15 protein-coding genes are annotated in these 19,024 nt (G+C 68.3%); 13 read left to right on the top strand and 2 right to left on the bottom strand.

Features of this window, described 5'->3' with window-relative positions; genetic code table 11:
• The first annotated feature begins 40 nt into the window (after nt 1-40).
• The 5 genes from mfd (at nt 41) to ASF43_RS12655 (ending at nt 9,362) form a co-directional block, all read left to right on the top strand.
• A complete protein-coding gene (mfd, locus tag ASF43_RS12675; RefSeq protein WP_056181327.1) occupies nt 41-3,517 on the top strand; it encodes a transcription-repair coupling factor in 3,477 nt (1,158 codons plus the stop codon).
• A 22-nt stretch (nt 3,518-3,539) separates the two neighbouring features.
• Entirely contained in the window at nt 3,540-4,253 is a 714-nt protein-coding gene (serB, locus tag ASF43_RS12670) for a phosphoserine phosphatase SerB (protein WP_056181323.1), read from the top strand.
• A gap of 200 nt (nt 4,254-4,453) precedes the next feature.
• Complete coding sequence (locus ASF43_RS12665; protein ID WP_056181320.1) at nt 4,454-6,376, top strand: PrkA family serine protein kinase; 1,923 nt, start codon at nt 4,454-4,456, stop codon at nt 6,374-6,376.
• A 25-nt stretch (nt 6,377-6,401) separates the two neighbouring features.
• Nucleotides 6,402-7,673, top strand: coding sequence for a YeaH/YhbH family protein (locus ASF43_RS12660; protein WP_056181317.1), 1,272 nt, complete (start codon nt 6,402-6,404; stop codon nt 7,671-7,673).
• A gap of 153 nt (nt 7,674-7,826) precedes the next feature.
• Complete coding sequence (locus ASF43_RS12655) at nt 7,827-9,362, top strand: SpoVR family protein (RefSeq protein ID WP_056181315.1); 1,536 nt, start codon at nt 7,827-7,829, stop codon at nt 9,360-9,362.
• A 7-nt stretch (nt 9,363-9,369) separates the two neighbouring features.
• On the opposite strand, the gene ASF43_RS12650 is transcribed toward ASF43_RS12655, so the two are convergent.
• On the bottom strand, nt 9,370-10,950 hold the full coding sequence (locus ASF43_RS12650) for an alkaline phosphatase (RefSeq protein ID WP_056181312.1): 1,581 nt from the start codon (nt 10,948-10,950) through the stop codon (nt 9,370-9,372).
• Nucleotides 10,951-11,108: 158 nt separating this feature from the next.
• Here ASF43_RS12650 and ASF43_RS12645 point away from each other — a divergent pair, with 158 nt between their 5' ends.
• Genes ASF43_RS12645 through soxA form a run of 6 tightly spaced genes read left to right on the top strand, consistent with a single transcriptional unit; the run spans nt 11,109 to nt 15,745 of the window.
• Nucleotides 11,109-11,612 (top strand): (2Fe-2S)-binding protein, encoded by a 504-nt coding sequence (locus tag ASF43_RS12645; protein WP_056181309.1) that lies wholly within the window; start codon nt 11,109-11,111, stop codon nt 11,610-11,612.
• Complete coding sequence (locus ASF43_RS12640) at nt 11,609-13,780, top strand: xanthine dehydrogenase family protein molybdopterin-binding subunit (protein WP_056181305.1); 2,172 nt, start codon at nt 11,609-11,611, stop codon at nt 13,778-13,780. The genes ASF43_RS12645 and ASF43_RS12640 overlap by 4 nt, the downstream gene beginning before the upstream one ends.
• Entirely contained in the window at nt 13,777-14,217 is a 441-nt protein-coding gene (gene soxX, locus ASF43_RS12635) for a sulfur oxidation c-type cytochrome SoxX (protein WP_200932521.1), read from the top strand. The genes ASF43_RS12640 and soxX overlap by 4 nt, the downstream gene beginning before the upstream one ends.
• A gap of 4 nt (nt 14,218-14,221) precedes the next feature.
• Nucleotides 14,222-14,656 carry a SoxY-related AACIE arm protein gene (locus ASF43_RS12630; protein WP_056181302.1) on the top strand — a complete coding sequence of 145 codons (435 nt, stop codon included), beginning with the start codon at nt 14,222-14,224 and terminating at the stop codon, nt 14,654-14,656.
• 7 nt (nt 14,657-14,663) lie between these two features.
• Nucleotides 14,664-14,987 (top strand): thiosulfate oxidation carrier complex protein SoxZ, encoded by a 324-nt coding sequence (gene soxZ / locus ASF43_RS12625; protein ID WP_056181299.1) that lies wholly within the window; start codon nt 14,664-14,666, stop codon nt 14,985-14,987.
• The gene (gene soxA, locus ASF43_RS12620; RefSeq protein ID WP_056181296.1) at nt 14,984-15,745 is read left to right on the top strand and encodes a sulfur oxidation c-type cytochrome SoxA; all 762 of its coding nucleotides are present in this window, start codon (nt 14,984-14,986) and stop codon (nt 15,743-15,745) included. Before soxZ ends, soxA begins: the two co-directional genes overlap by 4 nt.
• A gap of 65 nt (nt 15,746-15,810) precedes the next feature.
• Here the strand turns inward: soxA and ASF43_RS12615 are convergent, their stop codons facing one another.
• Nucleotides 15,811-17,154 (bottom strand): M20/M25/M40 family metallo-hydrolase, encoded by a 1,344-nt coding sequence (locus ASF43_RS12615; protein ID WP_056183345.1) that lies wholly within the window; start codon nt 17,152-17,154, stop codon nt 15,811-15,813.
• Nucleotides 17,155-17,246: 92 nt separating this feature from the next.
• Here ASF43_RS12615 and ASF43_RS12610 point away from each other — a divergent pair, with 92 nt between their 5' ends.
• Entirely contained in the window at nt 17,247-18,053 is an 807-nt protein-coding gene (locus ASF43_RS12610; RefSeq protein WP_056181293.1) for an extracellular solute-binding protein, read from the top strand.
• A 10-nt stretch (nt 18,054-18,063) separates the two neighbouring features.
• The gene (locus ASF43_RS12605; RefSeq protein WP_056181290.1) at nt 18,064-18,990 is read left to right on the top strand and encodes a LysR substrate-binding domain-containing protein; all 927 of its coding nucleotides are present in this window, start codon (nt 18,064-18,066) and stop codon (nt 18,988-18,990) included.
• Nucleotides 18,991-19,024 lie beyond the last annotated feature (34 nt).

Below are 19,024 nucleotides of genomic sequence, written 5' to 3'. Positions count from 1 at the left end.
GGGGTTTTGGTTTTTCCACATGCCTGCATTTGCGCCGCCCATGGATCTCCCCAAACTCATTCCCGGCAAACGTTTCACACTGCCGCGCCCGCCCGGCTCGGCCGACGCCCTGCTGCTGGCCCGCCTGGCCCTGCGCGAGAAGGCCGGCCAGCGCGTGACGGCCATCGTGACCTCGGACGCCAACGACGCGCAGCGCCTGCTCGAAGAGATGCGCTTCTTTGCGCCCGAACTGCGCTGCGGCCTGTTCCCGGACTGGGAGACCCTGCCCTACGACACCTTCTCGCCGCACCAGGACCTGATCAGCGAACGCCTGGCCACGCTGTGGCGCCTGTACGCGGGCGCGGCGCGGCGCGACCCCGAGGCCGGTGTCGACGTGGTGCTGGTGCCCGCGACCACGGCGCTGTACCGCGTGGCGCCTCCCAGCTTCCTGGCCGGCACGACCTTCCATTTCAAGGTCAAGCAGAAGCTGGACGAGGCGCGGCTGAAGTCCCAGCTCACGCTGGCCGGCTACAGCCATGTGACCCAGGTCGTGAGCCCGGGCGAGTACGCAGTACGCGGCGGATTGATCGACCTGTTCCCCATGGGCTCTGCCGTGCCCTTCCGGGTGGACCTGTTCGACGACGAGATCGACTCCATCCGCACCTTCGACCCCGACAGCCAGCGCAGCCTGTACCCGGTGCCCGAGGTCCGGCTGCTGCCGGGCCGTGAATTCCCGATGGACGACGAAGGCCGCGCGCGCTTTCGCAGCCGCTGGCGCGAGTTGCTGGAGGGTGACCCCACGCGAAGCCGCATCTACAAAGACATGGGCAACGGCGTGGCCACGGCCGGCATCGAGTACTACCTGCCGCTGTTTTTCGAGCAGACCGCCACCGTGTTCGACTACCTGGGCGAAGCCGCCACCGTGGTCCTGCATGGCGACCTGGAATCGGCGTTCCAGCGCTTCTGGCAGGACACACGCGACCGCCACCGCCTGCTGCAGGGCGACCCGGACCGCCCCGTGCTGCCGCCCGAGGCGCTGTTCCTGTCCAGCGAACAGTTCTACGCGCAGTCCAACCAGCATGCCCAGTTGGCGCTGCGCCCCGCGCAGGCCTTGGGGGCGGACGACACGCCCTACGCCGAGTTCGCGCCGCTGCCGGCCCTGTCCGTCGTACGTGGCGCCGACGAGCCGCTGGCGCGCCTGACGGGCCACCTGCGCAACACCCAGCAGCGCGTGCTGCTGCTGGCCGAGTCCGATGGCCGGCGCGAAAGCCTGCTGGACTTCGTGCGCGCCAGCGCGCTGGCGCCGCCGGTGTTCGACAGCCTGGCCGACTTCGAGGCCAGCGATGAGAAGCTGGGAATGGCCACGGCAGCGCTCGGCGCGGGCTTCGCCTGGCTGGAGGCCGGCATCGACTTCGTGACCGAGACCGAGCTGTTCGCCGCGGGCCCCGGCGTGCGCCGGCGCCGCAAGCAGGAGCAGGTCAGCGACGTCGAGGCCTTGATCAAGGACCTGGCCGAGCTCAACGTCGGCGACCCGGTGGTCCACGCTGCGCACGGCATCGGCCGGTACCGCGGGCTCGTGAACCTGGACCTGGGCCAGGGCAGCTCGGAATTCCTGCACCTGGAATACGCCGACAAGGCCCTGCTCTACGTGCCGGTCAGCCAGCTGCACCTGATCAGCCGCTACACCGGCGTCAGCGCCGACGAGGCGCCGCTGCACAAGCTGGGCTCGGGCCAGTGGGACAAGGCCAAGCGCCGCGCTGCCGAACAGGTGCGCGACGCGGCCGCCGAGTTGCTGAACATCTACGCGCGCCGCGCTGCGCGCGAAGGCCACGCCTTCCGCTTCGCGGCGCAGGACTACGAGACCTTCGCCAACGACTTCGGCTTCGACGAAACGGCCGACCAGAACGCGGCCATCCATGCCGTGATCCAGGACATGATCTCGCCCCAGCCCATGGACCGCCTGGTCTGCGGCGACGTGGGTTTCGGCAAGACCGAGGTCGCCCTGCGCGCCGCCTTCGTTGCCGTGACGGGCGGCAGGCAGGTGGCCTTCCTCGCGCCGACCACGCTGCTGGCCGAGCAGCACTACCAGACGCTGACCGACCGCTTCGCCAAGTGGCCGGTCAAGATCGCCGAGATGAGCCGCTTCCGCTCCGGCAAGGAGATCACGGCTGCGGCCAAGGGCCTGGAAGACGGCAGCGTGGACATCGTGGTCGGCACGCACAAGCTGCTCAGCGCGTCCGTCAAGTTCAAGCAGCTGGGCCTGCTCATCATCGACGAGGAACACCGTTTCGGCGTGCGCCACAAGGAGGCCATGAAGGCCATGCGCGCCGAGGTCGACGTGCTCACGCTGACGGCCACGCCGATTCCGCGCACGCTGGGCATGGCGCTGGAGGGCCTGCGCGACCTGTCGGTGATCGCCACCGCACCCCAGCGCCGGCTGGCCATCAAGACCTTCGTGCGCAGCGAGAGCAATGGCGTGATCCGCGAGGCCGTGCTGCGCGAGTTGAAGCGCGGCGGCCAGGTCTATTTCCTGCACAACGAGGTCGAGACCATCGAGAACCGGCGCGCCAAGCTCGAGGAGCTGCTACCCGAGGCGCGCATCGCCGTCGCCCATGGCCAGATGCCCGAGCGCCAGCTGGAAGCCGTGATGCGCGACTTCACCGCCCAGCGAAGCAACCTCCTGCTGTGCTCCACCATCATCGAGACCGGCATCGACGTGCCGACGGCCAACACCATCGTCATGAGCCGTGCCGACAAGTTCGGCCTGGCTCAGCTGCACCAGCTGCGCGGCCGCGTGGGCCGCAGCCACCACCAGGCCTACGCCTACTTGATGGTGCCGGACATCGAGGGCCTGACCAAGCAGGCATCGCAGCGGCTCGAAGCCATCCAGCAGATGGAAGAACTGGGCTCAGGCTTCTACCTCGCCATGCACGACCTGGAGATCCGCGGTGCCGGCGAAGTGCTGGGCGAGAACCAGAGCGGCAACATGCTGGAGGTGGGCTTTCAGCTCTACAACGAGATGCTGGCCGAGGCCGTGCGCAGCCTGAAGGAAGGCAAGGAGCCCGACCTGCTGGCCCCGCTGTCGGTCACCACCGAGATCAACCTGCACGCGCCCGCCCTGCTGCCCGACGACTACTGCGGCGACGTGCACCTGCGCCTGTCGTTCTACAAGAAGCTGGCCACGGCGAAGACCGCCGACCAGGTCGACATCCTGCTGGAGGAAATCGTCGACCGCTTCGGCAAGCTGCCGCCGCAGGCGCAGACACTGATCGATGTGCACCGGCTGCGCGTGCTGGCCCGCCCATATGGAGTGGTCAAGGTCGACGCCGCACCGGGCGTGACGCACATCAGCTTCAAGCCCGACGCGCCGATCGAGCCCATGCGCATCATCGAGCTGATCCAGAAGAACAAGCACATCAAGCTGGTAGGCAACGAAAAGCTGCGCATCGAGCGCGAACTGCCCGAGCCCAAGGACCGGGCGCAGATGGTGCGCGATGTGTTGCGCCATCTGGGCAAGCCCGTCGTGCAAGCCGCCTGACCCCTTCAACCTCCAAGCCCCCATGACAGCCTCATCCTTCGCCCCTGGCCTCACGGTCCGCATCGTCACGCCCAGCCTGCGCCTGGCCGACTTCAAGCTCATCGCGTTCGACATGGACTCGACGCTGATCAACATCGAATGCATCGACGAGATCGCAGACGCCGTCGGCAAGAAGGCCGAGGTCGCGGCCATCACCGAGGCCACGATGCGCGGAGAGATCAAGGACTTCAAGGAGAGCCTCACACGCCGCGTGGCCCTGTTGCAGGGCGTGCCCGTGCGGGCGCTGCAGCAGGTCTACGACGAGCGCCTGCGGCTCAACCCCGGTGCGCGCGAACTCGTCGACGCCTGCAAGGCCGCGGGCCTCAAGGTGTTGCTGGTATCGGGCGGCTTCACGTTCTTCGCCAACCGCGTGAAGGCCGACCTGGGCATCGATTTCGCGCGCTCCAACCTGCTGGAGGAAGCCGACGGCCAGCTCACGGGCCGCGTGGTCACGCAGTCCTGGGGCGACATCTGCGACGGGGCCGAGAAGCGCCGCACGCTGCTGGAAGTGGCCTCGCTGCTGGGCATCGCGCCGAACCAGACGATCGCGGTGGGCGACGGCGCGAACGACCTGCCGATGATGGGCGAGGCCGGCCTGTCGGTGGCCTACCACGCCAAGCCCAAGGTGCGCGAGCAGGCCATGGTGTCCATCGAAACCGGCGGGCTGGACAGGCTGCTGGAACTCATGCAGCCCTGATGGGCAGGCACCGCGCGGTCGGCGTGGGGACGTCATTCTGCAGGGCCTGCGCGGACCTTGCCGCCAAGGGATCTGGATCCCCTGCAACACCGCGCATATTTGTTGCTTAACGTTTTCGGGGAAGGGCTATGATGATTTAAACCTTCTCGCGAAACGCCACTCAAAGCGTAGACAGCAGTATCCAAATCACAGGAGAAACGATGTCGATCTTTGCCCGTTATCAAGACCGCTTCGAGGCGGCCCAGGAAGAGGAAATGTCAGTCCAGGAATACCTGGAGCTGTGCAAGACAGACCCCACCGCCTACGCCAGTGTTGCAGAGCGCATGCTGCTGGCCATCGGCGAATCGGAGCTGGTGGACACGCGCACAGACCCGCGTCTGTCGCGCATCTTCGCCAACAAGATGATCCGCGTGTACCCCGCCTTCCGCGACCTGTACGGCATGGAAGAGGTGATCGAGAGCATCGTCTCGTACTTCCGCCATGCGGCCCAGGGCCTGGAAGAAAAGAAGCAGGTGCTGTACCTGCTGGGGCCGGTGGGCGGCGGCAAGTCTTCGCTGGCCGAGCGGCTCAAGTATCTGATCGAGAAGGTGCCGTTCTACGCGATCAAGGGCTCGCCCGTGCACGAGTCGCCGCTCGGGTTGTTCAACCCGGCCGAAGACGCGCAGCTGCTCGAAGACGACTACAAGATCCCGCGCCGCTACCTGTCCACCATCATGAGCCCCTGGGCCGTGAAGCGGCTGCAGGAGTTCGGCGGCGACATCACCAAGTTCCGTGTGGTGAAGATCCGGCCCTCGGTGCTCAAGCAGATCGCCGTGTCCAAGACCGAGCCGGGCGACGAGAACAACCAGGACATCTCGGCCCTGGTCGGCAAGATCGACATCCGCAAGCTGGAGACGTATTCGCAGGACGACCCGGACGCGTACTCCTATTCGGGCGGCCTGTGCCTGTCCAACCGCGGGGTGCTCGAGTTCGTGGAAATGTTCAAGGCGCCCATCAAGGTGCTGCACCCACTGCTGACGGCCACGCAGGAAGGCAACTACAAGGGCACGGAAGGCTTTGGCGCCATCCCGTTCGACGGCCTGATCCTGGCGCACTCGAACGAGGCCGAGTGGCAGGCCTTCCGCAACAACCGCAACAACGAGGCCTTTCTCGACCGGATCTACATCGTCAAGGTGCCGTACTGCCTGCGCGTGTCGGACGAGATCCACATCTACGAGAAGCTGGTCGTCAACTCCTCGCTGTCGCAGGCGCCCTGCGCGCCCGACACCTTGCGCATGCTGGCGCAGTTCTCGGTGCTGTCGCGCTTGAAGGAGCCGGAGAACTCGGCCATCTTCTCCAAGATGCGCGTGTACGACGGTGAGAACCTGAAGGACACGGACCCGCGCGCCAAGAGCTTCCAGGAGTACCGCGACTTCGCTGGCGTCGACGAGGGCATGATCGGGCTCTCCACACGCTTCGCGTTCAAGATCCTCTCGCGGGTGTTCAACTTCGACCACCGCGAGGTGGCGGCCAACCCGGTGCACCTGATGTATGTGCTGGAGCAGCAGATCGAGCAGGAGCAGTTCCCACCCGAGGTCGGCGAGAAGTACCTGCGCTACATCAAGGAGTTCCTGTCGCCGCGCTACGCGGAATTCATCGGCAAGGAGATCCAGACCTCCTACCTGGAGAGCTACTCCGAATACGGCCAGAACATCTTCGACCGCTACGTGGTCTATGCCGATTTCTGGATCCAGGATCAGGAGTACCGCGACCCGAACACCGGTGAGATCCTGGACCGCGCCGCGCTGAACGACGAGCTCGAGAAGATCGAGAAGCCCGCGGGCATCTCCAACCCCAAGGACTTCCGCAACGAGGTGGTCAACTTCGTGCTGCGCGCCCGTGCCCGGCAGGATGGCAAGAACCCGGCCTGGACGTCCTACGAAAAGCTGCGCGCGGTGATCGAGAAGAAGATGTTCTCCAACACCGAGGAGTTGCTGCCCGTGATCTCGTTCAACGCCAAGGCCAGCGGCGAGGAGCAGAAGAAGCACAAGGACTTCGTGGACCGCATGATCACCAAGGGCTACACCGAGAAGCAGGTGCGCCTGCTCTGCGAGTGGTATCTGCGCGTGCGCAAATCGTCTTGAGGTCGCGTCGCAACGGAGGACCTGCATGAACGTGCGCATCGTCGATCGACGTTACGACAGCAAGAACAAGAGCTCCGTCAATCGCAGCCGCTTCATCCAGCGCTTCAAGGGGCAGATCCGCAAGGCGGTGGCCGATGCCATCAACAAGCGCGGCCTGAAGAACCTGGACGATGGCGAGAAGATCGGCATCCCCGGCAAGGACATCGACGAGCCCCAGTTCGAACACGGGCAAGGCGGCGTATGGGAGGCCGTGCGGCCCGGCAACGACCGCTTCAACCGCGGCGACCAGGTCGACCGGCCCAAGGGCGGTGGCGGCGGGGGTGGCGGCAAGGGCAAGGCCGGCAACGAGGGCGAGAGCCTGGACGACTTCGTCTTCACGCTGACCAAGGACGAGTTCCTGGACATCTTCTTCGACGAGATGGCGCTGCCCAATCTCGTGAAGCAGCAGCTGGCCCAGATCGAGCAGTACAAGCGCACGCGGGCCGGCTTCGTGCAGACCGGCGTGCCGACCAACGTGAACCTGACCCGCACCATGCGCGGCGCCGCGGGCCGGCGCATCGCGATCGGCGGGCCATACGCGTCGCAACTGCGCGCGCTTGAGAAGGAACTGGCCGAGCTGATGGAGACCGTGCCCGAGACCGACCCGGAAGTCGAACGCGTGCGCAAGGAGATCGCCAAGCTGCGCGCCAAGATCGAAGCCGTGCCCTTCGTGGACACCTTCGACCTGCGCTACAACAACCGCGTGAAGACACCCAAGCCGTCGACGCAGGCCGTGATGTTCTGCCTGCTCGACGTCTCGGGCTCCATGGACGAGGGCCGCAAGAACGTGGCCAAGCGCTTCTTCATGCTGCTCTACCTGTTCCTGAACCGGAACTACGAGCACATCGAGGTGGTGTTCATCCGCCACCACACGGTGGCCACCGAGGTGAACGAGGACGACTTCTTCACCTCGCGCGAATCGGGCGGCACGGTGGTGAGCAGTGCGCTCACGCTGATGCACGAGATCATCGTGGCGCGCTACCCCAGCACCACCTGGAACATCTACGGCGCGCAGGCGTCGGACGGCGACAACTGGCACGACGATTCGCCGCGTTGCCGCGACATCCTGCAGAACCAGATCCTGGATCTGACGCAGTATTTCGCCTACATCGAGATCACGGACGGCCCGCCGCAGAATCTGTGGGAAGAGTACGAGAAGCTGCAGGCCAAGCGCGAGGGGCATTTCGCGATGCAGCGCATTTCCACGGTCGCCGACATCTACCCGGTGTTCCGCGAACTGTTCAAACGCCGGGCTTGAGATGACTGCCCCCAGTCTCCGCGCTGCGCGCTGCGCCAACCCCCCTCTGCTACGCGGGGGGGGGCGCACCCAGCGGCCTGGCAGAGCCAGATCCGCGGGTGCCCTGGCATGGCCTGCTCCGCGGCCATTCGAACCGCGGCATGGAACATTGAAATGCTGACCAAGACCACCGCCAAGCCCCTGCCCGCAGGCTCCGAATGGACCTTCGAGGCCATCGAGGAATACGACGAGGCCATTCGCCAGGTCGCCCACCGCTACGGGCTGGACTGCTACCCGCACCAGCTGGAGGTGATCAGCGCCGAGCAGATGATGGACGCCTACGCCTCCATCGGCATGCCGGTCTACTACCACCACTGGTCCTTCGGCAAGCATTTCCTGGCGACGGAAAACCGCTACAAGCGCGGGCAGATGGGGCTGGCGTACGAGATCGTCATCAACTCCAACCCCTGCATCGCCTACCTCATGGACGAGAACACCTTGCCCATGCAGGCGCTGGTGATCGCCCATGCGGCCTACGGCCACAACTCGTTCTTCAAGGGCAACCACCTGTTCAAGCAGTGGACCAGCGCCGACGCCATCGTCGACTACCTGGTGTTCGCCAAGAACTACATCGCGCAGTGCGAGGAGCGCCACGGCGTGGAGGCCGTGGAGCGGCTCATCGACGCCTGCCACGCGCTGACCAACGTGGGCGTGGACCGCTACAAGCGCTCGCCCAAGCTGTCGCTGGAAAAGGAAACGCTGCGCCAGAAGGAGCGCGAGGAATACCTGCAGGCCCAGGTCAACGACCTGTGGCGCACGCTGCCGCCGCGGGCCGAGGCCGAGCAGCGCGCCCAGGAGGCGCGCTTCCCCAAGGAGCCGGAAGAAAACCTGCTGTACTTCATCGAGAAGAACGCGCCGCTGCTGGAGCCCTGGCAGCGCGAGGTGGTGCGCATCGTGCGCAAGGTGGGGCAGTATTTCTATCCGCAACGCCAGACGCAGGTGATGAACGAGGGCTGGGCCACCTACTGGCACTACACCATCCTCAACACGCTGTACGACGAAGGCCGGCTCAGCGACGGCTTCATGATGGAATTCTTGCAGTCGCACACCAACGTGGTCTACCAGCCGGCCTACAACAGCCCGCATTTCTCGGGCATCAACGTGTACGCGCTGGGCTTTGCCATGTGGCGCGACATCCGCCGCATCTGCGAGGATCCGACGGCCGAAGACCGCGAGTGGTTCCCGGAGATCGCGGGCTCGGACTGGCGCAAGACCTTCGACTTCGCCATGCAGAACTTCAAGGACGAGAGCTTCGTTGCGCAGTACCTGTCGCCCAAGCTGATGCGCGACTTCCGCCTGTTCTCGGTGCTGGACGACGACAGCCGCGGCAAGCTGGAGATCCAGGCCATCCACGACGAAAACGGCTACCGCGCGCTGCGCCGGCAGCTCTCGGAGCAATACGACCTGGGCAGCCGCGAGCCCAATTTGCAGGTGTGGAACGTGGACCTGCGCGGGGACCGCTCGCTCACCGTGCGCCACTTCGCGCACCAGCGCCGGCCGCTGGGCGAGTCCAGCACCACCATGCTGCGCCACCTGGCCACGCTGTGGGGCTTCAACGTGCGGCTGGAGCGGCAGAACGCCGATGGCTCGGTGGAACTGATCGCCGAGCAGCGCGCCGAGAAGCGGCGGCGCACGGACGACAAAACCTGAAACCGATTCAGGCCCGCTCCACCACCGCCCTGCCCGCCTCCACCACGAAACTGGCCAGCGTCTCGGCCTGCGTGTCGCGCCGGGTCACGTCGTCCAGCACACGCAACCGCGTCGTCAGCAACTGCGGCGTGCACTCGACCACCCCATAGCCGCGCCGCTGCGCGTCGGCGAACACGAAATGCGGGTTCTGCGCCAGCACCTCGGTCGTGCGTGGGTTGGCAGATGCGCGCGCAGTGATGCTGGTGCCGCAGAACTCCACCCCCACGCTGGCGCTGGCCGGATCGGCGTAATCGGCCTTCACATGGCCCACCCAGTTCTCGTGCACATCGCCGCCCAGGAAGACCGGGTTGGCCACACGGTGCTGCTGCAGCGCATCGGTCAGCCGGCGGCGAGCCGGGGCGTAGCCGTCCCATCCGTCGTTCCACAGGCGCTGCCCCGACGCGGTGCGAAAGCCGCGCTGGCCCAGCAGGCTTTGCTGGCCGACGAAGTTCCACACATGGGCCGCGCCCTGGGTGGCCAGCGTCTGGTCCAGCCACTGCTCCTGCGCGGTGCCGAGCATGCTGCGTTCGGGGTCGGCCCAGGTCTCGCACGTCTGCGGGTCGAGAGTGGCCGAGCCGGGCCGGCCCTCGGGCGTGCAGGCCTGGGCGCTCTTGAACTGGCGCGCGTCCAGCAGCATCAGCGATGCGAGCCGGCCCCAGGACAGCTGGCCGTGGATGCGCATCTCGGCTCCCGAGGCCAGGCCCGCGAATGCGCGCGTGAGCACGCTCGCACGCAAGGGCATGTGCTCGTAGAAGGCCTGGTAGGCGGCCGCGCGGCGGGCCGCGAAATCGGCCACCGCCGGGCCGCCCTGACCGACATGGCTGCCGGCGTAGTCGTTCTGCACCTCGTGGTCGTCCCAGGTCACGAGCCAGGGGCAGGCGGCGTGCATGCGCTGCAGTTCCGGCTCGCTCTTGTGCAGCGCATAGCGCTGGCGGTAGTCGTCCAGCGTCAGCACCCAGCCGCCGGAGGGGATGCGCACGGGCTGCGCAGCCGTCGGGTATTCGTAGATGTAGTCGCCCAGGAACAGCACGAGGTCCAGGTTTTCTTCTGCCATGTGCCGGTAGGCGCTGAAGTAGCCGTGCTCCCAGCGCTGGCACGAGGCGTAGGCCAGGCGCAGGCGTGTGACGGGCGCGTCAGCCGCGGGCAGCGTGCGCGTGCGGCCCGTGGGGCTCACGGCGTCGCCGGCCATGAAGCGGTAGAAGTACCAGCGGTCGGGCGCCAGGCCTTGCACTTCGGCATGCGCGCTGTGGGCCAGGTCGGGCAGCGCCTGCACCTGGCCGCGCTGGGCGATGCGCGTGAAGGCCTCGTCGTGGGCCACTTCCCAGCGCAGCGTGACGGCGTCGCTGCCGATCACCGCGCCCGGCAGATGCAGCCGCGTCCACAGCACCACGCCATCGGCGCGCGGCGAGCCGCTGGCCACGCCCAGCGTGAACGGGTCGTCCGTGAGGCGCGGCTGGCTCCGGGCTGCGCGGGGCAGCCACAGGGTGGTGGCAGCCGCGGCAGCTTGTTGCAGCCAGGCGCGGCGGTCGAGGGTGCGTTCGGCGGGCATTGCGTGGCTCCTGCGTGGCGCTTGTCAATTGACCCACTGTAGTGCTGCGCTTTGCGACGGGCGTGCATCGGGCAACACATTCGGCGCATACTGCGCCGCGCAGAGCCGGTGCAGCACTGCCGCGGCCTCTGTCCCCACAAGAACCAGGAGCTCACCCGATGGCGAAACTGAACGTGAACGGCGTCGCACGCGATGTCGATGTGGAACCCGACACCCCACTGCTGTGGGTGCTGCGCGAGCAGCTCGGGCTGACCGGCACCAAGTACGGCTGCGGCATCGCCGCCTGCGGGGCCTGCACCGTGCACCTGGACGGCGTGCCCACGCGCAGTTGCGTGCGGCCTGTCTCCACCATCGAGCCGAACGAGAAGATCGTGACCATCGAGGGCTTGTCGCCCGATGGCTCGCACCCGGTGCAAAAGGCCTGGGTGGCGCTGGACGTGCCGCAGTGCGGCTTCTGCCAGTGCGGCATGGTGATGGCCGCCGCGGCGCTGCTCAAGGCCAAGCCGCAGCCCACCGACCAGGACATCAACGAGGCCATGACCAACATCTGCCGCTGCGGCACCTACAACCGCGTGCGTGCGGCGATCAAGGTGGTGGCGGCCGGCGGCAACACCAAGAGCGCGGCGCTGGCGATCCAGCACGTGGACGGGAGCGTGACATGAGCGCCCTGATGTCCACCCGCCGCCGCTTCCTCGGCAGCACTGCGGCCACGGCCGGCGCGCTGGTCGTGGGCTTCCACATCCCGCGCAAGGGCCTGGCACAGACGCCGCTGCCCGACGAGGTGAACGCCTGGGTCGTGGTGAAGCCGGACGACACCATCGTCATCCGCATCGCGCGCTCCGAGATGGGCCAGGGCACGCTGACCGGGCTGGCCCAGCTGGTGGCCGACGAGCTCGAATGTGACTGGGCCAAGGTCACGACCGAATACCCCACGCCGGGCCAGAACCTGGCGCGCAAGCGGGCCTGGGGCAACTTCTCCACCGGCGGCAGCCGCGGCATCCGCGAGTCGCACGACTATGTGCGCAAGGGCGGCGCCATCGCGCGCGTGATGCTGGTGCAGGCAGCCGCTGACGGCTGGAAGGTGCCGGTGGCCGAATGCCGCGCGGCCAAGAGCGTGATCACGCACCAGCCCTCGGGCCGCAGCACCACCTACGGCAAGGTCGCCGTGGCCGCCGGCAAGCTCACGCCACCGGCCGACGCGCCCTTGAAAGACCCGAAGGACTGGACGCTGATCGGCAAGCGCCTGGCGCGGCTGGACACGGCCGAGAAGGTGACGGGCAAGCAGGTCTACGGCATGGACCTGACCATGCCCGGGATGCTGAACGCATCCATCAAGGCCTGCCCGGTGTTCGGCGGCAAGCTCAAGAGCTTCGACGCGGCCACCATCGAGAAGCGCCCTGGCATCAAGAAGGTGCTGCGTGTGAACGACAACGCCGTGGCCGTGGTGGCCGACACCTGGTGGCGCGCCAAGACCGCGCTGGACGCGCTGCCCATCGAGTGGGATCTCGGCGAGCATGCCAAGGCGACCAGCGCCGAGTTCGCCCAGGTGCTGAAGGCCGGGCTGACCGCCGAGCAGGCGGTGGTGGGCAACAGCAATGGCGACGCCAAGGCTGCACTGGCCAGCGCCGCGCGCCGCATCGAGGCGGTCTACAGCTACCCGCACCAGAACCACGCGACCATGGAGACCATGAACGCCACGGCGCGCTGGACGCCCGAGCGCTGCGAGGTCTGGACGCCCACGCAAAACGGCGAGGCCGCCCTGGCAGCAGCCGCCGAGGCCGCCGGCCTGCCGCCCGAGAAGTGCGAGGTCTACAAGCTCCACCTGGGCGGCGGCTTCGGCCGGCGCGGCGCGGTGCACGACTGGGTGCGCCAGTCGGTCGCGATTGCGAAGCAGATGCCCGGCGTGCCGGTCAAGATGATCTGGTCGCGCGAAGAGGACATGCAGCACGGCCTGTACCACCCCGTCACCCAATGCAAGCTCACGGCCGGGCTGGACGCGCAGGGCAACCTGCAGGCGCTGCACATGCGCATCTCGGGCCAGTCCATCGTGGCCGGCATCTTTCCGCAGAACATCAAGGACGGGCGCGACCCAGTGGTGTTCCAGGGTCTCAACGCGCCGGGGCCGGAGGCCTCCATTGGCTACAGCGTGCCGCACTTGCTGGTGGACCATGCCATGCGCAACCCGCATGTGCCGCCGGGCTTCTGGCGCGGCGTGAACCTGAACCAGAACGCGATCTACCTGGAAAGCTTCATCGACGAGATCGCGCACGCGACCAAGCAAGACCCGCTGGCGCTGCGCCGCAAGTTGATGGCCAACCACCCCAAGCACCTGGCCGTGCTGAACGCCGCGGCCGAGCGCGGCGGCTGGGGCAAGCCGGCGCCCGCCGGGCGCTTCCGTGGCCTTGCGCAGACCATGGGCTTCGGCAGCTATGTGGCGGCGTGCGCCGAGGTGTCGGTCAGCGACGACGGCGTGCTGAAGATCCACCGCATCGTGGCCGCCACCGACCCGGGCTACGCGGTGAACCCGCAGCAGATCGAGGCGCAGGTCGAGGGCTCGTTCGCCTACGGCCTGTCGGCCGCGCTGTACGGCGAATGCACGGTGAAGGACGGGCGCATTGAGCAGGACAACTTCAGCACCTACCCCGTGCTCAAGATGGACGAGATGCCGGCGGTGGAGACCATCAGCATGCCCTCGGGCGGCTTCTGGGGCGGCGTGGGCGAGCCGACCATCGCGGTGGCAGCGCCGGCCGTGCTGAACGCGATCTTCGCGGCCACCGGCAAGCGCATCCGCGACCTGCCGCTCAAGAACCACAGCCTGAAGAAAGCTTGACCCTGCGGTGGCCTGCCCTGCTGCTGGCCGCGCTGCCGGCCCTGGCGCCCGCGCAGGCGCTCGCGCCCTATGCCGTCGTCGGCGACGCGATCACCGCGCCGCTGGGCGGCAAGCAGGGCGACGCCGCGCGTGGCCGCGCCATCGTGGCGAACCGGCAGCTGGGCCTGTGCCTGCTGTGCCATTCCGCGCCGATGGCCGAGGAACGGTTCCAGGGCGACCTGGCGCCCACCCTGGCCGGTGCCGGCGCGCGCTGGAACGCGGGCCAGCTGCGGCTGCGGCTGGTGGACCCGCAGCGCCTGATGCCTGGCAGCCTGATGCCGGCCTACTACCGCGTGGACGGCCTGCAGCAGGTCGGTGCGGCCTGGCGCGGCAAGCCTCTGCTGGACGCGCAGCAGATCGAGGATGTCGTGGCGTATCTCGTGACCTTGAAGGACTGAACGCATGAGCTTGCAGCGCAGAACGACGCTGGCCCTGGCCGCCGGGCTGGTGTTCGTGCGGCCCGGCCGCGCCGCCACGGGCGACCTGGCCGCTGCCGTGAACGCCTTCGCGGGCGGCAGGGCGCCGCAGCCCGGCAAGGTGAAGCTCGACATCTCCACGCTGGTGGAGAACGGCAATGCCGTGCCCGTGACGCTGAGCGTGGACAGCCCGATGACGGCCGCCGACCACGTGAAGTCCATCGCGTTGTTCAACGAGCGCAACCCGCAGCGCGACGTGGTCGTGTTCCATTTCGGCCCCGACGCGGCCCGCGCCGCGGCCTCCACGCGCATCCGCCTCGCCACCTCGCAGCAACTGGTGGCCGTGGCGCTGCTGAGCGACGGCACGGCCTGGTCACACACGGTCGACGTGATCGTCACGCTGGCCGCCTGCATCGAGTGAAGAACCCATGGCCAGAACCCTGATCCACATCCCGCCCCAGGTGCGCCGCGGCGAAGTCTTCGAGGTGCGCACCACCATCGCCCACCCTATGGAGACCGGCTACCGCGTCAACGACGGCGGCCAGACCGTGCCGCGCGACATCATCCGGCGCCTGAGCTGCCAGCTCGACGGCAAGACCGTGTTCAGCGCCGAGCTGCATCCGGCCGTCGCGGCGAACCCCTATGTCGCCTTCTTCGTGCGCGCCGAGGCCAGCGGCACGCTGACCTTTCGCTGGGAAGGCGACAACGGCTTCGCGCAGACGCAGACGGTGGCGTTGAACCTCGTCGCATGAAACGCTGGGGCGTGCTCGCGCTGGCCTGCCTGCTGGCACCCGGGTGGGCGCAGACCGACACGCGTCGCTCCGGCCTGTCGTACATGGGCCCGGCCACGCAGGCCATGCAGCGCGACGACAGCCAGAACCCGGCCATGCTGTGGGTGGCCGAAGGCGAGGCGCTGTGGCGCGCGCCAGCGGGGCGCGACCAGAAGTCCTGCATGTCCTGCCATGGCGATGCCGCACAGTCCATGCGCGGCGTGGCGGCGCGCTACCCGGCGTTCGACGCGGCAAGCAAGCTGCCGTTGAACCTCTCCCAGCGCATCCAGCAATGCCGCCAGTCGCAGCAGCAGGCCGCGCCCTGGGCGGCCGAGAGCCAGCCGCTGCTGAGCATGGAGACTTACGTGGCCCACCAGTCGCGCGGCCTGTCCATCGCGCCGCCGGACGATGCCCGGCTGGCCCCCTTCACGCAACGCGGCCAGGCCGTCTATGCACGCCGCATCGGCCAGATCGACCTGTCGTGCGCGCAGTGCCACGACGGCCAGGCGGGCCAGCGGCTGGCCGGCAACCCGATCCCGCAGGCGCACCCGACCGGCTACCCCGTGTACCGGCTCGAATGGCAGGGCATGGGCTCGCTGCAGCGGCGGCTGCGCAACTGCATGACGGGTGTGCGCGCCGAGGCACCGCCCTTCGGCGCAGCCGAACTCGTGGAGCTGGAGCTGTACCTGATGCAGCGCGCCCAGGGCATGGCGCTGGAGACGCCGGCTGTGCGGCCTTGAGCGCAGCGCCGGGCCGCCCCAAGCAAGCTCGCACCGCAGGCGAAGCCGAAGGTGCTTCAGTGAACTTATTTCGCCGCCGCCCGCGGCGCCCGCTTCTCCAGCACCGGCGCACTGACGCCCTGCACGCCCACCAGCCCCAACACGGTCACCAGCGAGTTCTGCGCGCCCTTCCAGGCATCGGTCAGATCGATCCACTCGCTGAGCGCATGGAAGCCGCCGGTCTTGCCACCGCCGCCGACGATGATGGCCGGGATGCCCAGCGACATGGGCACGTTGGCGTCGGTACTGGCGCCGCGGAACAGGGTCTTGTGGCCGAACCCCGCGTTGGCACGCACGGCCGCCTGCACGATGGGCGAGTCGGTCGGCGTCTGGCCGCCGGGGCGGTCGCCGATGAGCTTGTTCGACACGGTGAGCGTGTCCACGCCCCAGCGCTTGTTCTCCTCGACCACGGCCGCGTCGACGGCGGCCAGGATCTTCTTCTCGGTCTCCAGCAGCGGGCCCATGGCGTCGGAGCGGATGTCCACGGCCATGCGCGCGTCCGGCGCGATGGTGTTGACGGAGGTGCCACCGCCCACCGTGCCCACGGTGAACGTGGTCTTGGGGAAGGTCGGCGTCTGCACTTCGGCGATCTTGGCGATGGCGCGGCCCATGCCGTGGATCGCGCTGGGCACCTGGCCGAAGGCCGCGAAACTGTGGCCGCCCGGGCCCTTGAACGTGAACTCGTAGCGGTGGCTGGCCGTGCCCAGCGTCAGCACCGTGCCGTCGACCGAGGGCTCGATGCCGACCATGCCGTCGATGTCCAGGTGCTCGCGGAACAGCGCCTTCATGCCGCGCAGGTTGCCCAGCTCCTCCTCGCCCACGTTGCCCACGATCATGAGGTCGCCCACGGTCTGGATCTGGTGGTCGTTGAGCACCTTGATCCACGACAGCAGCACGCTCAGCGCACGCGTGTCGTCCGAGATGCCGGGCGCATACAGCTTGCCGTCACGCTCCTTGACCTTCACGTCGGTACCAGCGGGGAACACGGTGTCCAGGTGCGCGGAGACGAGCAGCTCGGGGCCGTTGCCCGTGCCCTTGCGCAGGCCCACCACGTTGCCCTCGGCATCGATGCGCGCGTCCGCCAGGCCCAGGGCCTTCATGCGCGCGAGGAAAGCCTCGGCCCGCCTCTGTTCCTTGAACGGTGGCGCCTCGATCTCGACCAGCAGCTTCAGGTCTTCGATGGAGCGCTCGTGGTCGGCCTTGACGGCGTCGAGCAGCCGCGCGATGGCGGGCGCGGCCATGAGCTGCGTGTAGGCCTGGTCGATGGCCGGCGGCACCGGGGCGGTGCTCTGCGCCTGCGCGGCGCCAGCGGCGAGCAGGGCCACCGCGGCGGCGAGGGTGGCGACTTTGGAAACGAAGGGAGCGGGCATGGTGGTCTCGTTGGTTGTGAGGGCTGAGCCGCCATTCTGCGGCCCGTCCACGGCTACGATCACGCGACCCATCACGACGAAGGAGACACGACATGGCGCTGCTGCATTCACTCACCCGCCGCCGCGCGCTCGCGCTGGCTGCCGCCCTGGCGCTCACGGCCTGCGCGGGCCCCGGCAGCCGGCCCGCCGGCACCGAAATCCATGTGATGACCTCGGGCGGCTTCACGGCCGCCTACAACGACCTGCGGCCCGCGTTCGAGAAGAAGACCGGCCACAGCGTGCAGACAGCCTACGGCGCCTCCATGGGCGCGGCCAGCGACTCCATCCCCAGCCGCCTCAACCGCGGCGAGCCAGCCGACGTGGTGATCCTCGCGCGCTCGGCGCTGGACGCGCTGGTGAAGGACGGCAAGGTGGTCGCGGGCAGCCAGGTCGACCTGGTGCGCTCGGCCATTGGCTTTGCCGTGAAGAAGGGCGAGCCGCGGCCCGACATCAGCACGGTCGACGCGCTCAAGCGCACGCTGCTGGCCGCGCCGTCCATCGCGTATTCGGCCAGCGCCAGCGGCACCTACTACGAGACCGAGCTGCTGAAAACGCTGGGCCTTGAGGCACAGGTCAAGCCCAAGAGCCGGCGCATCCTCTCCGAACGCGTGGGCACCATCGTGGCGCGTGGCGAGGCGGCGCTGGGGCTGCAGCAGGTCAGCGAACTGCTGCCGATCGAAGGCATCGACTACATCGGCCCGCTACCGGCCGAGGTGCAACGCGTGACGGTGTTTTCGGCCGGCATTGCCACGGCCGCGAAGCAACCTGAGGCGGCACGCGAACTGATCCGCTACCTCGGCTCGGCCGCCGCAGCGCCTGCCATCGCCAAGACCGGGCTGGAGCCGATCACCTCGCGCTGAACCCACTGCCATGGAACTGCGCCAGCTGCGCTACTTCGTCAAAGTCTGCGAGTTGGGCAGCATGGGCCGTGCTGCGCTGGAACTCGGCGTGGTCACCTCGGCGCTGAGCCAGCAGATCAGCCGGCTGGAGGGCGAACTCAGCACGCGGCTGCTGCAGCGCAGCTCCACCGGCGTGCTGCCCACCGATGCCGGCGTGGCCTTCCTGCACCAGGCCCAGCTGACGCTGCGCCATGCCGACGAAGCCGTGCGTGCGGCGCAGCAGGCGCGGCTGGCCGGGCATGTGAGCGTGGGCCTGCCGCCGACCACGGCATCGGTGCTGGGCGTGCCGCTGATGCAGGCCATGCGGGCACGCTACCCGGACGTGCGGCTGCATCTGGTCGAGTCGCTGTCGGGCCATCTGGCCGGCATGCTGCAGGCGCGCCAGCTGGACCTGGCGATGCTGTTCGAAACCAGCCAGCCTCCGCGCTGCAGCATGCTGCCGCTGCTGGACGAGCGGCTGTTCGCCATCGCCGCGCGCGGGCAGGCGCCCTGGCCAGCCGGCCAGGAGATCACGCTGGCGCAGCTGGCCACCGTGCCGCTGATCCTGCCCAGCGCACGCCACGGCCTGCGCAGCGCGCTGGAAGCCGCCTTCGCCCATGTGGGCGTGCGGCCCCGCGTGGTGGCCGAGATCGACGGCCTGGCGCTGCTGATGGATGCGGTGCGCGCCGGCGAGGGCGCCACCATCCAGCCCGGTGCCGCCATCGCCCGGCTGGCCGGTGACGGCCTGACCAGCAACGCCATCGCCGACGAGCACGTGGGCCGGCGCAACCTGCTGGTCAGCCTGTCGGACGACGAGCTCGCGCCGGCTGCGCTGGCCACCCGCGTGGTGCTGGCCGACACCGTGCGCACGCTGGTGCAGGCGGGCCGCTGGGCCGGCGCCCGCCTTCTCGAAAACTGAAGACCCGTTTCCCGGGGCCGCCTGTCGCGGTGCC

Origin of the sequence: Pseudorhodoferax sp. Leaf267 (assembly GCF_001422405.1) — a bacterium.
Classification (GTDB): domain Bacteria; phylum Pseudomonadota; class Gammaproteobacteria; order Burkholderiales; family Burkholderiaceae_C; genus Pseudorhodoferax.
The sequence above is the reverse complement of the archived record's forward strand: the minus strand, read 5'-3'. Positions and strand labels throughout refer to the sequence as shown.

Excerpts from the sequence above, each read along its gene's own strand:
- mfd (WP_056181327.1), top strand. The coding sequence starts at position 41 with ATGGATCTCCCCAAACTCATTCCCGGCAAACGTTTCACACTGCCGCGC.
- serB (WP_056181323.1), top strand. The coding sequence starts at position 3,540 with ATGACAGCCTCATCCTTCGCCCCTGGCCTCACGGTCCGCATCGTCACG.
- ASF43_RS12665 (WP_056181320.1), top strand. The coding sequence starts at position 4,454 with ATGTCGATCTTTGCCCGTTATCAAGACCGCTTCGAGGCGGCCCAGGAA.
- ASF43_RS12660 (WP_056181317.1), top strand. The coding sequence starts at position 6,402 with ATGAACGTGCGCATCGTCGATCGACGTTACGACAGCAAGAACAAGAGC.
- ASF43_RS12655 (WP_056181315.1), top strand. The coding sequence starts at position 7,827 with ATGCTGACCAAGACCACCGCCAAGCCCCTGCCCGCAGGCTCCGAATGG.
- ASF43_RS12650 (WP_056181312.1), bottom strand. The coding sequence starts at position 10,950 with ATGCCCGCCGAACGCACCCTCGACCGCCGCGCCTGGCTGCAACAAGCT.
- ASF43_RS12645 (WP_056181309.1), top strand. The coding sequence starts at position 11,109 with ATGGCGAAACTGAACGTGAACGGCGTCGCACGCGATGTCGATGTGGAA.
- ASF43_RS12640 (WP_056181305.1), top strand. The coding sequence starts at position 11,609 with ATGAGCGCCCTGATGTCCACCCGCCGCCGCTTCCTCGGCAGCACTGCG.
- ASF43_RS12630 (WP_056181302.1), top strand. The coding sequence starts at position 14,222 with ATGAGCTTGCAGCGCAGAACGACGCTGGCCCTGGCCGCCGGGCTGGTG.
- soxZ (WP_056181299.1), top strand. The coding sequence starts at position 14,664 with ATGGCCAGAACCCTGATCCACATCCCGCCCCAGGTGCGCCGCGGCGAA.
- soxA (WP_056181296.1), top strand. The coding sequence starts at position 14,984 with ATGAAACGCTGGGGCGTGCTCGCGCTGGCCTGCCTGCTGGCACCCGGG.
- ASF43_RS12615 (WP_056183345.1), bottom strand. The coding sequence starts at position 17,154 with ATGCCCGCTCCCTTCGTTTCCAAAGTCGCCACCCTCGCCGCCGCGGTG.
- ASF43_RS12610 (WP_056181293.1), top strand. The coding sequence starts at position 17,247 with ATGGCGCTGCTGCATTCACTCACCCGCCGCCGCGCGCTCGCGCTGGCT.
- ASF43_RS12605 (WP_056181290.1), top strand. The coding sequence starts at position 18,064 with ATGGAACTGCGCCAGCTGCGCTACTTCGTCAAAGTCTGCGAGTTGGGC.